At 36.5% G+C, this 16070-nt stretch carries 11 protein-coding genes and 1 pseudogene; 10 read left to right on the plus strand and 2 right to left on the minus strand.

Features of this window, described 5'->3' with window-relative positions; genetic code table 11:
• The first annotated feature begins 1099 nt into the window (after positions 1-1099).
• From BLU80_RS14905 to BLU80_RS14945, 9 genes are all read left to right on the plus strand, one after another.
• Entirely contained in the window at positions 1100-2365 is a 1266-nt protein-coding gene (locus tag BLU80_RS14905) for an aminotransferase class I/II-fold pyridoxal phosphate-dependent enzyme (protein WP_091400043.1), read from the plus strand.
• Between the two features lie 14 nt (positions 2366-2379).
• Positions 2380-3054, plus strand: coding sequence for a TetR/AcrR family transcriptional regulator (locus BLU80_RS14910; protein WP_091400045.1), 675 nt, complete (start codon positions 2380-2382; stop codon positions 3052-3054).
• 382 nt (positions 3055-3436) lie between these two features.
• Positions 3437-4183: a class I SAM-dependent methyltransferase gene (locus tag BLU80_RS14915; RefSeq protein ID WP_091400047.1), complete on the plus strand. Its 747-nt coding sequence runs from the start codon at positions 3437-3439 to the stop codon at positions 4181-4183.
• A gap of 956 nt (positions 4184-5139) precedes the next feature.
• Positions 5140-7563, plus strand: a complete 2424-nt coding sequence (locus BLU80_RS14920) for a TonB-dependent receptor plug domain-containing protein (RefSeq protein ID WP_170831255.1) — start codon at positions 5140-5142, stop codon at positions 7561-7563.
• 92 nt (positions 7564-7655) lie between these two features.
• Positions 7656-8891 carry a DUF4374 domain-containing protein gene (locus BLU80_RS14925; protein ID WP_091400051.1) on the plus strand — a complete coding sequence of 412 codons (1236 nt, stop codon included), beginning with the start codon at positions 7656-7658 and terminating at the stop codon, positions 8889-8891.
• A gap of 104 nt (positions 8892-8995) precedes the next feature.
• On the plus strand, positions 8996-10126 hold the full coding sequence (locus tag BLU80_RS14930) for a PepSY-associated TM helix domain-containing protein (protein WP_091400053.1): 1131 nt from the start codon (positions 8996-8998) through the stop codon (positions 10124-10126).
• Complete coding sequence (locus tag BLU80_RS14935; RefSeq protein ID WP_091400055.1) at positions 10096-10383, plus strand: hypothetical protein; 288 nt, start codon at positions 10096-10098, stop codon at positions 10381-10383. The genes BLU80_RS14930 and BLU80_RS14935 overlap by 31 nt, the downstream gene beginning before the upstream one ends.
• A 558-nt stretch (positions 10384-10941) precedes the next feature.
• Entirely contained in the window at positions 10942-12039 is a 1098-nt protein-coding gene (locus BLU80_RS14940; protein WP_091400057.1) for a LacI family DNA-binding transcriptional regulator, read from the plus strand.
• Between the two features lie 72 nt (positions 12040-12111).
• The gene (locus tag BLU80_RS14945; RefSeq protein ID WP_091400059.1) at positions 12112-12762 is read left to right on the plus strand and encodes a TlpA family protein disulfide reductase; all 651 of its coding nucleotides are present in this window, start codon (positions 12112-12114) and stop codon (positions 12760-12762) included.
• Positions 12763-13431: 669 nt separating this feature from the next.
• Here BLU80_RS14945 and BLU80_RS14950 read toward each other — a convergent pair.
• Positions 13432-14445 carry a helix-turn-helix domain-containing protein gene (locus BLU80_RS14950; protein ID WP_091400061.1) on the minus strand — a complete coding sequence of 338 codons (1014 nt, stop codon included), beginning with the start codon at positions 14443-14445 and terminating at the stop codon, positions 13432-13434.
• Positions 14446-14923: 478 nt separating this feature from the next.
• Positions 14924-15202 (minus strand): hypothetical protein, encoded by a 279-nt coding sequence (locus BLU80_RS14955; RefSeq protein ID WP_091400063.1) that lies wholly within the window; start codon positions 15200-15202, stop codon positions 14924-14926.
• A 628-nt stretch (positions 15203-15830) separates the two neighbouring features.
• On the opposite strand from BLU80_RS14955, the pseudogene BLU80_RS14960 reads away from it, so the two are divergent.
• Positions 15831-16070, plus strand: a pseudogene (locus BLU80_RS14960) (hypothetical protein); the annotation flags it as partial.

A 16070-nucleotide genomic window follows, 5' to 3' on the forward strand; every position in this document is an offset into this window, starting at 1 on the left:
TAAATTTTCTTGCTTCAATTATTAAAAATATCAGCTATGTTGGTAATAAAATATAAAACCTTTTGTATTAGTTATTTTTCAATAATATTATCAAAAACAATCCTGTTGCTGATAAATATTCAAATTAACTGGTGCATTCATAAAGGAAGGTATAGCTCTTGAAAACCTTGATATGCTTGTTGGTGAAATATTGGTTCATCTAAGCAACGCACTCGAGGAGGCGACTCGAATTATTACTTGGTTTGTAGACTGAACAACCTGTGTTAATTGTTGTTGTTTATGAATTGCAAAGTTTTACTGTCATGCAAAATAAGACGCTTCCGGTTAATCGAGTTTTTTTTTCAATCCAATTTTTTAAGCACTGAACAGACAATTGTGAAGTGTTGGGGATAACACGTGACCTGAAAACTGTCTGGATAAGATTGGAATCAACGGTATAGTGTATAATAAGAGGGTAAACTATGATTGAATGGTCTAACTTGGGCTATTTATCTAAAAAAGTTCTAATTGCGGCTACGTGGTATATTAATGCATAGTTTGCAGAACCAGAACTTTTGCTTTTTATCATGCCCATCATTAAAGACGAATCGCAAAATATATTAGCCAAATAAGGTGGAAATTTCGATTGAATTAAACGTTGGAGAAAGTGCTAAATGATGGAAGATTAAGAAACCTTTTGAGTTTCAATTGTTTTAATAAATCCTTTTTTCAAGGTTGGGCTTAATAGGCTAAGTGAGATTCATTGAACTTTGATTCTAAAAGTTGTACATTCTGCCAATTTGCTATCATTTCCTCTGAAATTCAATAGGAGTAAAGGTTTAAAGCTGTACGCCGATTGTGAATTATTTTTAAAATAATTACTGGTTGCAGGAGTAATTGTCATTAAAAAAGGGTGTTATTTCTATTAAATGTTTGCTAATATGAAAATATATTTGAATTATTTCAGTTATTGAAAAATAAAATAGTATCTTTCGTCCTCAATTATGAATTATTGTTATTAGTATGTCTTTCTGAACAGAATGCGTGTATATCTAGGAATTAATTTTATACACTTAAAGATAAGACAGTCAATCATTTTGGCAATTATTCAAGTCTACCTATGAAAATTGATTTTGCGAAAGCATCTTTTAAAGATTTTGAAAATATAGAACATTATAGTGTATGGCAAAGAGCAGATATTCACTATGAGTTCCTGGAATACATGAAACGAAATGGACACCTCAATTATCGCCTTTTAGGCAATAGTGGTTGTGGTCCTGTCTTGGAATTGGAAAGGGCGGATTTAACTGGTAAAAATCAATATATCAGTCTGGTCTCGAATGATTATCTGGGATTTACACAGCATCCCAAAGTCAAAGAGGCATCCATAAAAGCTATTGAGCAGTATGGAACTGGTGCAGGGGCATCTCCGCTTATTGGTGGATATTATAGTTATCATAAGGAAATTGAAGATACGCTGTGTGAGTTCTTTAACAGAGAGCCAGGGTCTGCCATCATATATAATACTGGTTATACAGCCAATAGCTCCTCATTAATGAGTCTATTGCAAAAAGAAGATATTGCTATTGTTGATATGGCAGTTCATGCAAGCGTATATGAGGGAATTCAGCTTACAAATACCAAACGTTTTTTGCATAATAATCTGGATGACTTGGAAAGGATTCTTAAAATGGTTCAGGACAAGTACCGAACAAAACTGATTATTGTTGATGGGATCTATTCGCAGGATGGTGATATGGTTAAGTTGCCTGATATTTATCAATTGGCACGTAAATACGATGCTTTAATTATGGTAGATGATGCGCACGGAATAGGGGTAATTGGTGAAAAGGGTAAGGGTGTATTGAAGCATTATGAAATGATGGATAAAGTCGATTTTATTACGGGTACTTTCTCTAAAACATTCGCAAACATTGGCGGATTTGTCATTTCAAATCCTCATATGTCTGCATTTTTGCAATATCAGTCCAGACAAAATGCTTTTTCAGCTACTTCATCACCTGCTGTGGCGGGTGTAAGTGTTGCTATTCGCTTATTGGAACAAGAGCCTGAATGGCAGGCTAAATTATGGGAAAATATTAATCATCTAAAAAAAGGCTTAAAGGTTCTGGGTTTGGATGTAGGAAATAGCCAATCTGCTATTGTTCCTGTAAAAATAGGAAATCCACATACAACCAGTGAACTGGGTAATATATTATTGGATCACGGTATCTATACAAATCCAATTCTCTATCCCGCGGTTTCTAAAAAGGACGCACGTATTAGAATGAGTATCATGGCAACTCATACAATAGCGCAACTTGATAAGGTTCTGGAAGGATTTGAGCATGCGGATAAAAAATTAAAAATTTCAAAAAATAAATAGTAAAAATTTAAATCATGGCAAGAAAGGTAACAGACGGCCCCATCAGGAATAAAGAAAGAACCAAGGGGAAGATTTTGGAAGCAGTTGGCAAAATCATTCGTACTGAAGGATATAAAGGTTTAATTGTAAACCGTATTGGTAAAGCCTCTAGATTGGATAACAAGCTGATCTACCTTTATTTCGGAAATGTGGATCGTTTGGTTGAATTGTATGTTAAGAGTAAAGATTACTGGAATAACATCCCACAAGATTTAATTGATGAGGTGAATGCAAATCCGATTTTAGAAAAAGAATCTGTGATTTCCATTATGGAACATCAGATGGATTTTATCTTTAATTCGGAAGAATTACAAAAGATATTACTCTGGGAAATTAGTGAAGAAAGCCAATTGATGCGCGAAATTGCGGATGGCAGAGAAGAGTTTGGGGAAACTTTGTTTAAAAAATCTAAATCCACTTTCAGAAATACTGATGTGAATTTCAGAGCTACGGAAGCACTGCTTATCGGGGGTATTTACTACCTGGTTTTACATGCTAGAGCAAATGGAAGTACCTTTTGCGGTCTAGATATCAATAAGGATAAAGATTATAAAGCTATTAAACAGACTTTCGGGCGTCTTGTTGAGTGGACCTATGCTGAAGCGAAAAAGCAACAGAAAAAGCATGAGAAGGAAAAAAGCAAGAAATAATAAGAAGGATCTGTGGGGAAATAAAAGCTTAGTTTTAAGCAATATTAACCTGTAATTTCAAATAATAAAAGGCACAAGTAATTGTGCCTTTTATTATTTGAAATGGTCAAGGTTTCAACATTCAAACGCAAGGGAGTTTTTTTATAAAATAATAAGGCTGTTTGCAAGCCTGACTGTATAACTAAATTTAATTGATTAAAGGCTTTAGGAGGGTAATTCGGCTCGGGACTCTAATAGATTTGGTGGCAAATAACCTGGCAGATCTCATTGAAAATAGGAAATTCAATAAAAAGATGTCAAGGATACTGGGATAACTTCCAGGAAATTATTAGATTTACAATATGACTTAGAGATACATATTCTTCAACCTAAAAAAATACATATGGATCAACAATTGCTAAAGATTATTGCTGATTTTTACCAGGATCTGCCCAGACAAGGCCCTGGAAGTACGCGGGCAACTAAATGGGCCTTAAGCAGGATTATGGAAATGGGTGCCATTAAAAATGTATTGGATATAGGTTGTGGAACGGGAGCCCAAACCCTTATTTTGGCACAGGAAACTGGAGCGAAGGTAGATGCTTTGGATAGGGTACAAGACTTTTTGGATGTACTTAAAGCTAAAAGAGATAAACTAGGATTAAAAGATCAGGTTCAACTCCACCATGCTCAAATGGATAAACTGCCGTTTGAACCAGAAAGCTTTGATCTTATTTGGAGTGAGGGTGCTATTTATAATATGGGGTTTACCTATGGACTTAAGAATTGGGGCAAATTATTGAAACCCGGTGGATTTCTGGTGGTATCTGAGATCTCATGGACCACCGAAAGTCGCCCTCAATTATTGACGGATTATTGGAATAATAATTATCCTGAAATGGATTTGGTTTCTGCCAAAGTTCGATTAATTGAAATGATGGGGTATAGTACAATCGGTGCTTTTGCATTACCCGAGGTGGGATGGCGCAATTATTATGAACCAGTTTCCCAAAGATTGAAAGATTTGGATGGAACAGATAATCCCGTGTTGCAATCATTTTTGGACCAGATTAAAACCGAGCTGAACATTTTTAAGGAATACAAACAATATTATAATTATTTTTTTTATATCATGCGTCGACCAGATTAAATAATCAGTTAGTACAATAACGATCCTAAAGGATAATATGAGATGGATGGTAGCAGGTATTGGAGTAGGTATCTGTTGCAATCCATCTTTTTTTTGGAGGTTTAAAGCGGACTGAAAGGTTCGAATACAATGATTCTTAAATTCCATTCAAGCGTTTTGAATGGATGGAATTCCCATTTAGCCGAATAATCGGTAAGCTTTCAAATATTTGTGGAATAAAATACGCCTCCTGCTAAAAAGGAAATAATTGATATATTCAAATTTAGTCGTATTTATAACCTACTCTAAATTGATAAAAAAGTCTTCAAAAATACCTCAGATTTTACAGCCAACATTTGTCAAATGTATAAAACCCAATTTTGACAGTTTCAATTCAATTGGGCTCTAATGTTTTATTTGGAAATCAATAGACTAGAACTTTATCTTTGTAAAAAGTGTGGAATCTCTGATTGCATTTCATATGGAAAATCACCTTAATTGGTTTCTTGGTTTTGGATTTCTGGTTCGCATGTTTCTTTCACCTAAATTGCCTGGAATAGAAATTCAAAATGTTCAATCAGATTATTATTGATGGTAAAGTATGTAACCAATTAAGGTGAACTTTAAAAGTAGGAGGTATAAGTAAAGAATTCTGAATTGCTTTTTGGAATTGATTTTCGCCATGTTTTTAAAACCTGTAATCTTTTGCCACTTGGGTAAGCAAAATTAGTTTATGGAAGAAATTTTTCAATAGTTGATATAAATCTGTAATTGGTAGGTTAGCCGGCATTCTCCATGTGAGGGTGCCGGTCTTTTTTGTGGGTAGCTTATTTTATTTCCAGACCCTTTGGTTGGTCTATATGTTGTTAAGGGAGTCAGATTTTCCGTTTTGCGTCAAAGTATTTCCCGATTTGATAAACTGCTGCTTTGTTAAATTTGGAACTTTGCACACAATTTTACTGAAAACTATCTATTCAATGACATTTAAAAAAGGAAATTCCATAACCTTCTTAAATTACTTTGCATTAAGTCTAGTCTTTTTTTGTGTATTGATACAGACAGCTTCTGCCCAGCAAAAATCCAAAAATGTATTGATTAAGGGTCTGATTATCAATCTGCAAAATGAACCTGTATCCGATGCATTTATTCAGATTGCTCCTGGAAATAAGCGTATGCTAACAGATAAAAACGGCTTGTTTTCAGTGCAACTAACAGAAGAAAAACAATATCAGATTTTCATAAAAGCCACTGGTTATCAGAATCTCTCTACTAATTTTTCAGCAGTGAATATGCAAGAGAATGGCCAACCAATAGCCTGGCAGCTACAAGATTCTACAGGAGAACTATCAGATGTGAAGGTTAATTCTCTGAATCAGAAGCAAAAGTTAGCGACGGCCCCCATTAAAGCACAGATTGTAGATTTGAAGGCCGCAGAAGGTCAATCTGTTTCATTGATTGAACTCCTAAATCGAAGTGCAGGCGTCAAAATCAGGACTACAGGTGGTCTGGGAGCATCCAACCAGATTTTACTCAATGGTTTTCAAAATAAAGCTGTTCGTTTTTTTAAAGATGGTATTCCGACAGATTATCTGGGTGCCGCTTTTGATCTTGGAGCGGTTCCTGTCAATTTATTGGATCATGTTGAAATATATAAAGGAGTGGTACCCGTTTTTCTGGGGGCAGACGCACTCGGGGGAGCAGTAAACCTTGTTAGTAAAGATGTCAACCATTCCTTATTGAATGCTAGCTATCAGTTTGGTTCTTTTAATACCCATAGAGCTACAGTGAATGGTGTTTATTATAGTCCAAAGGGACATTTTTTTGCGGGCATTAATGCCTATATGAACTATTCTGATAATAATTATAAGGTAGAGGTGCCTGTAACGGATAATGAAACAGGAATAACCAGTGAAATCAATACCAATATTTTTCATGGCAAATATAATAGTTACTACGGGGAAGCCTTTGCAGGTTTTAAAGACTTAAATTGGGCAGATTTGGTTAAACTGAGCATTACTGGATATAATATTCATCGAGATTTCCCCTTTGGCGCTACAATGGATAAAGCCTTCGGTAAAGCAAAAGGTTTGCAGAATTCTCTGATTGGTAGCCTTTTATATAAAAAATCCTTTTTAGATCATCGCCTGAATTGGGAGCAGTTTTTTGTGGCATCCAGGTTAAATAGCCATACGGTAGATACGGCAGGCGGCCATTATGACTGGTATGGAAATTTCACAGCCAATCCTTCCGAATTCGGGGAGCTTTCCGACATGGGCTCCTTAGCTAAACTTCATTATGATTATTTGTTATCCAGAACAGGGTTAGCCTATAAGATTAGCGGAACCCAAAAATTATCGGCTAATGTCGTATTCAATCAATTTAAAAGAAAAGGTGCCGACCCAATGGGCTATGAATTTAAAGCAGGGGGAGACGTTCTTGAAGTCCCGGCTACTTATAAAAAGTTGATTGCTGGCCTTTCATTAGAATCTGATTTGCTACCAAACCGTCTGCAGAATAACCTGATTGGTAAGTTTTATCATTATACCACTGATGCCACCGATGCAGATTATTACGGAAATCCGGTTAATACACAAAACAGCCGTAGTGCTTGGGGAATCGCAGATGGGATTAAGGTAACACTAAATAATTATAGTTTTATCAATCTTTCAGTTGAAACCGCACTTAGGCTGCCTGAACAGGATGAACTTTTCGGAGATGGACATTTAAAGCTGTCTAATTTTGATCTGCAGCCAGAAAGAAGTTTTAACCTCAATCTAGGTTATAAAATTATTAAACCCCAAAAGTGGTCTTTGGAAGTCAATGGATTTTTCAGGCATACGAATCATCTGATTTTACTCATGCCACTTAATCTGATTTATTCACAGAGCCAGAACGTGGATGAAGTGAAAGGTAAGGGAATTGATGCTGATTTAGGAGTTTTTATCACACAATGGCTGCAGGCTACCGGTAATTTTACTTATCAGGATTTAAGACTCAAAAATACAGGGTACAGTGCTACGGAAGGAGCCCGTTTAAAAAATACACCTTATTTCTTTGCCAATACTGGATTACATGGCAGCTGGCACAACTTTCTTAAAAAAGCAGATTTCCTAACTGCTTACTGGTTATTTGGTTATGTCAGGGAATATTATCTGTCCTATATACCTAAATCGGTAGAACCAGATGGGTTTTTAGGCTTATTTGGCAGAGCACGTATTGATGCCCGCAATATAATTCCTGACCAACAAATACACACAATAGGCCTGGGATATGAACCAGCGCATTCTCCATTTAAACTTGGCCTGGAAGTGAAGGATTTATTTGATACACAGATTTTTGATCAGTTCAAGATTCAAAATCCGGGGCGTTCATTCTCCATAAAGGTTAGTTACAGTCTTTAGCCTGGTTTTGAGCAGTTACCTTAAGAGGGGTTATTGCTTAAAAATAAGTTTTTAAAAGTTTTGTTCACAGTTTCTAAATCAAAAAATAAATAATGATGTTATCTTATCTGAATGTTAGTCTTAAAAAATGTTTGCTCGCAACAGGGATTTTTGCTGCGGGCTGCCTCACATTTGCATCCTGCAGTAAGGATACAGTCAAGGAGGAGGTTCCTGAGGAAAGCACCAGTAGTTATTCCTATATTGTTTTTACAAATGAAGGCGATTTGAATACTCCAGGTTATATGACAGCTTATGACCAGATGCCAAGCGGCGATTTTTCAAATATCGGGGCAAAAAGTCTGCAAATGTCCTATGCATTTGGTTTTACACAATACGGTAAATGGATATTTAATCGTTCCAGTATTTCAGGGCAGTCAGGGATTCAAAAATTAACTGTTTCAGATGATGGCTCCATTAAAGATGGCGGATTTTTAGCAAATGGAGCGATGTTTCTGATTGTTAATGAAACACTTGGATACTATTCCGATGAGAGTCGGGGCACAATGAAACTGCAAATATTTAATCCGACTACCATGACACGTACCGGTGAAATTGATTTAAGCTCTCTTTCAAAAGATGGGGTAGAGTATCAGGTAGTAGGCAAGCACATCCTTGCAGCAAAAGAAGGTAAACTTTATGCTAGTGTAACCTATGGAACCAAAGCCATGGCTGGTTATGGAGATGATGTTGTAGATTTTGTTCGCTTAGCTGTTATCGATATTGCCACCAATACCTTAGAAAAAAGTATTGATTTTCCGGGACTCAAAAGCCTGGGATGGGGATCAAGTGCCAATAAGTTTTGGACATTAGGGGATGATGGTGCGTTGTATTTTTATTATACCGGATTTAATGAAGGCATTCAGAACTCCAGCATTATTCGGATTAAAAAAGGAGCAACTGATTTTGATCAGGACTGGATTTTAAAGGCAGATGCGCTTCAACCTAATTCAACGATTGCTTCAGCACTGGTGAAAAATGGTAAGATATATATCCAGTTACCGGATGAGCCTTTGGCGAGCAATTTTAGTAATCTGGCTTCTTATATCTGGGATTATTATGCTGTAGATATCAATACTTTACAGGCAACTAAGATTACCGGAATGCCGAAGACAAGATATATACATTCTAATGAACAGGGAATTACCGAAATAGACGGAAATATTTATCTCTGGTTAGCCAACGGTAATCAAAACGGATATTATAAGTTAGATGAATCAACCAATGTTGCCACCAAAGCCTTTAATGTAAGTGATGGCGGTTTGGTGTCGGGTTTTATTCATCTGGACTAGATTTGAACTAAGGCCGGACTTGGTCCAGCCCAAAAATGGGAACCCAATCCAGTATTAATCCTGACTAAATCGGGATTAATACTGGATTAAAATTTATATAAGTTATGCAAGTTAAAACAGCGCGCAGGTGGTATTATTGGCATAAATGGACCTCTCTGGTTTGCACTTTGTTTTTATTAATGCTCTCCTTGACAGGGCTGCCTCTGATTTTTCATGAGGAAATTGATCACCTGACGATGGATATGAAAGAAGTGGTGTTGGATAAAAATGCTCCGGATATATTGCTAGACAGTCTGGCCGTACGGGCTCAGCAGGAGCATCCGGCTGAACATATTCGTTATGTTTTCTGGGATGCAGATCATCCGGGTATGGTGACTTTTGATCTGGCAGACAAGCCAGATGCCCCACCCGATCATTCCCATTATGTTTCTCTAAATGAAAAAACAGGAGAAATAATGGGGAAGCCAAGAACGGATACACTGATTTACAAGATTTTAGAGCTACATACGGATATGTTTTTGGGCATCGGCGGGAAATTGTTTTTAGGGCTGATGGGGATTTTATTCATGATTGCCCTGATCTCCGGGGTGATGCTATATGGCCCAATTATGCGCAAGTTTGATTTTGGGATGGTCAGGAAATATAAATCAAAGCGACTTAAATGGCTGGATACACACAATCTTTTGGGGATTGTTATTTTGGCCTGGACGGCGGTAGTAGGTTTTACGGGTATTATTAATGCCATGAGTGATGTGGTGCTAGGGCTCTGGCAACAAGGGCAGTTGAAAGAAATGGTTGCTCCCTATGAAGGTCAGAAGCCAATCACCAGACCTTATAGTAGCCTGGATGAGGCGCTTGCTACGGCCAAAAAGGCAGCTCCCAATATGGATGCCTCCATTATAACTTTTCCAGGGACTATGTTTAGCAGCCAGCATCATTATGCCGTTTTTATGCGCGGAAAAACCGCGCTAACAGCCCGCTTATTGATGCCTGCTTTAATAGACGCAAAGACTGGAACATTAACTGATATACGCAAAATGCCTTGGTATGTCAATACATTGTTTATCTCTGAACCATTACACTTTGGGGATTATGGCGGCATGACGCTGAAAATTATCTGGGCACTCTTTGATATTGCCACAATTATTGTACTGATCACCGGTCTTTACCTCTGGTGGGTAAGACGTAAATCTGAAAAAACAAGATGGAACAACCTCGTACCGAAAAAAATATAGAAGAGAGTGTAGAAATCCTTTATGGTCGCGGGAATATTCAGCAAAGGGTTTCCGAAGGCATGCTGAAAAGATGGTGGACCCTATGGGGATATCCGTTAATAATGTTTGTACTGATTATGGTAGGCCTGATTGGCGCATTAGTTGAAGATGGCTGGTGGGATTTGTTTTTTTGCCTACTATTAATTTTCCCGCTTTATAAAATCTGTCACCATTATTATGGCACACAAAATAATAAAAAGGGAGATAGAATAAACTAAGAATAGAGGCAGATAATATTGTGTTGGGGGAGGGGCTTCAATCCATAACCTCTACCAATCATATATGCAGTGTTCGTTTGCAGTGGACAAGATGCAAACCTGCATTGCATTTTTTTTTGGAGTAGGAGTAGGGGATAAGGGCAATGGGAAAAGTATTCGTAAGTTAATTTGGTTATACAAGTACAATCGGTTATTTTTGAATATGTAATACAATTAATTTGATTGGCGCGTCTTTGGACCCTAAAAAGTTCGGTCATGATAGTATAATGTATTGAGGAAATTGAGATATGAACAGAGATTGTGTGCGAGATGCAGACATTCCCTTAGAATGATAGCGCAACAACAGGGTATGCTGGCACAGACAAATTGACCTGGATTAACCTAATCTATCGGAATATGAACATCTATTGTTAATCAGGTTCAGGCCATTGCAGATTGTGGTTGTTGTTTTAGTTATAGTATTTATTGTTTAATTAGGTTATACCATTAAAATTTCCCATTTTAATAGTAGTTATTCTTGAAGATAACACTATTGCAAGTGGGAGACCTCCTACAATTATGGCAAAGAAAACCTCATTAAAAGATATTGCCCAATATGTCGGCGTATCTACTGCCTTGGTGTCTTACGTACTGAATGGCAAAGAAAAACAAGCTCGAGTCAGCCAGCAAAAGGTGCTCGAGATTAGACAGGCGGCCAAGCTGCTTGATTATCAGCCTAACTTGATTGCAAAAAGCCTAAGAAAGGGGCAAACGAAGACCATCGGTCTGATTGTGGCAGATATTTCTAATCCATTTTTTGCCGACCTTGCTAAAAAAGTCGAAGAATTCGCACGTGAGTTGGGATATATTGTACTTTTTGGTTCCAGTGATGAACAGGAATATAAAAGTAGTTATTTGATTGACGTGTTTTTAAGCCGGCAGGTGGATGCCTTTATCGTCTGTCCCGTTAGCGGCACCGAAAATCAAATCAAAAAGTTGCAACAAACAGGAAAACCGGTTGTGCTGGTTGATCGGTATTTCCCAGGGCTACCCGCTGACTCTGTTAGAATTAATAATAGAGAAATAGCGATGCGGGCAGTAGAGCATTTAATATTAGGGGGCCGGCGTAATATTGCATTATTAAGTTACCAGACGGACCTGGCCCACATTAATCAAAGAAAAAGCGGCTACTTAAAAGCCATGGAAAAGTATGGGCTTGCCGTTAACCCGGAATTAATCATGGAGGTGAACTATGCTAATCTGGTTCCTAAAGTTGAACAGAAGATGCTAGCTGCATTTAATCTACAGGATAAGGTTGACGGTATATTATTTGCGACCAATTCCTTAGCCATAGCCGGTCTTCGGGTAATTGAGAATCTTGGGATTAAAGTGCCTGGTGATATTTCTGTGGTTTCTTTTGACCAGAGCGAAGTATTTGATTTTTATTATGCGCCTCTAACTTATATTGCACAAGGAATTCAGAGCTTAGCAGAAAATGCAGTACTATTGGTCAGTAAGCGTCTAAAGGAACAAATTCACGCTCGGCAATATATGACTACAATCCTTGATGCCAAATTAATAATTAGGGAGAGCTCAAAAATAGAGACGTCTTTACAGCTCAACGGAAGTATATCAGGACTTATTCAACCGGAATTACGTGCAGAAAAAATAGGCTAAGCTTACAGTTTTATTATATTTTTATAAGAACAGTTATAACCTTTTTTTTTCAAAGAGCTCATATTATAAGTAATGCAAAATTCAGACAAGTGGCTTAAGTGGACTTTTTTTTGCCTAATCAGTCTTTTATTGGCGGCATGTGGTCAACAGCGATCGGGGAATAATAATGCTAATGTTAACGACAACGTTTCTGATAGTAATAGTCAGATAATAGCCCAAAAGGGAAGTGGGCTTGCCAGCGCTTCCAAGCGCAAAGCCATTATTGATGAGCTTGGAAAGAACTTCCAGGAGTCACAGAGTGGAAAATATAGAAAGCAGGTATCTTCCATTGCACCTTTTAAAATAGAATTGGTTAATGGGAAAACGTATACTTATAAAGACTTGCCTAAAAACAAGGAGGTTACCTTGGTGTATTTTTCACCGACTTGTCAGGAATGTGAACAATTTACTGAAAGCCTGCTCCAAAGAATTAATACTTTAACAGACAGGGAAATTATATATATAACTTATGAAGATACGGCTGCTGTCAGATCATTTTATAAAAGGTTCAAACTGGAAAAATATCCTCAGATTGTTATTGGTACGGAAGGATATAGTTTTATCGTTCAGAAATATTATAAAGTGCAGCATTTTCCCTTTGTAGCTAGTTATGACCGCTCAGGGCAGCTCATTCATATATTAACCAATAATACCCAGCCGAGGATGATGGCTAAGAATATTTAATACTACTGGTTACGCATTGTTTATTGTATCTGGATTTGAATAGGATCTCTAACTACAACTTCCTGAATACAAAAGGGGAAAAGTTGATTTAATGGAGCCAATCAATTTTCCCCCTAAGTTTTTCCATTTAGGAAAACAATCAAAGTGATTCATAGGCAAGCAATCACTTGCTTGATTGTCGTTGCGTTTTTACATACCTGCTCTTTGTTACAAAGGCTCAGTTTTTTATTGTATTGCTCTATAACAGGACGGGTAGCGTATTGTGAATCCGGTTGTAATTATCTGCTTTATTTATTCATTTTATAAATTAATTTTTATTTATTTTGGTAGAATACTTCTTAGCTAATCTGCCAGCCCCGATTGTAATGGTGATCTATAACCAGGCCTAATTAAAATAAGATGTCAAATTTTGCATTTTGTAAATATAGCAAACCCTTTTTTTGATGTTTTTAATTGAGTATTTGATTTTTTATAATGTAAGTATACTATCAATAAAATTTTCTAATGGGCCGCAAACTGTTTTTTGTATTGCAATACAAATATCAGAAGAATTTCTAAAAAAATACTGCACTTTTCAGTTAATCTTTACAGCATTAATTTGTCAAACATTAAATAATAATTTATTATATAAGACCATTTTAATAAATTGTATATAATAAATATTATAACTTATTTAGCGGAACTCCATGATTTTATCTCTTCAAGATGTCTTTTCTTATATTCTTTAGGTGTGCATCCTTCAAACATTTTAAAGGTTCTGGCAAAATGACTACCAGAATTAAAATTCATGATTGTGGCATAATCGTCATTGGTGAGATTGTTTTCTTGTAAGAGTATGTTTTTGCAGACCCTAATGCGCTCCCTGATTAAAAAAGTAATAGGTACTACACCGAATAACATTTTAAAACCTTCGATGAATTTTTTGCTCCCCATCAGACTACTGGCTCCCAATTCAGTGACCTTTATTTTTTCATTTACAGATGCCTTTAATAAGTCCTTTGTTTCAATGATATGTTTGACATCCTCAAATGTATAATTATATGGACAATTAATTGTCTCATTATGTAATACTGAATCTAAAAATTTCCCAAGTAATTCCTTATTGCTATTCCCGTCAAATAAGGCCAACTGGCATTTTTCTATGACTTCCGTCAGGATGGCCTGGACAAAAATATTTTTATTGGCGGGTGTCTTGTATAATCTGGTATTAATACCCTTGCTAAAATAGGTGACCCATTTTTTAAATGCCGGCTGACGTTCCGTTAGCCCTTTAAAGGTCTGGGTGGATAAATGAACATCAAAGGTAACTACGACGTTTTGGTTGAATCTTGCGGAGGATTTTATTTTTGGATTATAAAGAATGTTATGATCCCCCACGCCAAAATGCTGCCATTCATCATAGCCATTTTGATATAAAGCATAGCCCTCAATTATATTATGAAATTCTATTCCTTCAATGGCTCCTTCGCAATAAATCGTCGTTTTTCTATTAAACACATAATGGCTGAGCCAGATATCCCATATTCCGCCGGCAATATGCTGAAAGAGCATATAACCAGCTTTTGCCACGTTAATGTGATAAGCGTCTGCATCTTTGATGGCATATTTGTTTAGTTGTTCCGGTAAACCATGTTCTATGGTCAGCAGTGTATGCTGCTCATCGTAAAATTTTAGACCTTTCATATATTTTTTTCAATTTTGTACAACATTCCTATATGGCCTACAGGTGTCGCCATGGCATAAAATAAACACGCATTCAGCTTAAAAAGACATCCAATCAAAGAATAGGCAAATGATGTCTTCTAATATTCCATTGAGTATTGACTATTGCAAGTATATACCGCTGCAATGGCTCATCAAATATAAGTAACTCTACTGGTTTAGAAATGATTTGACGATAAAAAAATATTCAATATTCTTTATAATTAGACTTAATATGCTGTTAAGCAGTAGTTTGTGTTTATTTAGGGTTGATAAATTTCAAAATTTTCAATGAAAAAAATTAAATCTTTGAGTCACTATTTATTTTTTGAACCTTAAGATAGAATCTCAATATTTTACTGGCAATTTGAAATTAAAGAGATAAAGCCACCTGTAAAACAGGGTGGGACAGGTTAGGCAGTATAACTGTATATTTGCGGCCGGAAAATTTCTGGTTTAATCAGGGACGAACTGTGGTATCTGCCTGAGCGGTGGAATCAGGTTTTGGTGTTTTTACCCCGTCGTGTTGCTGACTGGACATGGTATGGTCATTGGTCCGGTTTTGTTGAATCGTGTCATATTGATTTTCTGTTGAACCTTCATTTTGTTGGCTATGGCAACTATTCAAACTGAATAAACTGCCTAGCCCGATGAACAGAATAAATATAAAAATGAAAAGTCTATTATTGAACTTAGCGGTTGTATACAATTTTCGGGGTTCTTTTTGTGGTGTTTTCATGTTTACGGAATTTAAACTGTGGAAATTTGAAGTTGACACTTTTAAAGGACCCAAATTGTGTTCCAAAGAACGCGGTTGGCAGTAAATTTTAACAAAGTCAGGTATTCGTATTATGGAAGCTATTGCGATAGTAACGAAAGAGCCCCTGGAGAACCAGGGGCAATTTACAAGTACAAGAGTGAGGTTTTGTCGGATTCCTCTCACTGTAGCTAATACCAGTAGGAGCTGACTCTACTGGATAAGTTTATATGAGTTTATTAATAGCCAATGCTATACAATAAACGATATTTCATTGATTTATAGTCCGCCATAGCGAACTATGAATTTTTTGACCTTTTGATTTTGTTTGGGAGCCTGTTTTTCGGGCAGGCTATTGATTTTTGTCTCCATACAAATGTAAATAATATCTTAAATTAACCAAATTAAATGTAAAATACTTTATTGGAAATGTATAAATAGTTTAATGTTAATTATCTAGATATTATTTTATATAATAATTAATATGAATCTTAATGATCACAAAATTTAAATTTATTATCTCGCTGTAATTAGAGTCTGCTGAACAACTGCCAAATTATATGTAAATTGAGGTTTCAGTGGATTTTTCATTAAAAAAGTGCAAGGTTTTATGCGTGGAAGTTATAAAAAGCGTGCACCATCTCCGGTTTATAGCAGTCCCAACCAGCTAAGTTTCGAGGGTTTTGAGACCCCATTCGAGCAGCAGCTGGACTTGAATAACCGGTGGGTTTTCCTGGCCAGGAATATTCCCTGGGACCGGATCGTTGGTGTATACGATAAAGTATTCAGCTCTGCGGAAGGGAGAAAACCTCTCAGTGGGCGACTCGTCCTTGGCAGTCTAATGATCAAA

It is taken from the genome of Arachidicoccus rhizosphaerae (assembly GCF_900107765.1).
GTDB lineage: Bacteria > Bacteroidota > Bacteroidia > Chitinophagales > Chitinophagaceae > Arachidicoccus > Arachidicoccus rhizosphaerae.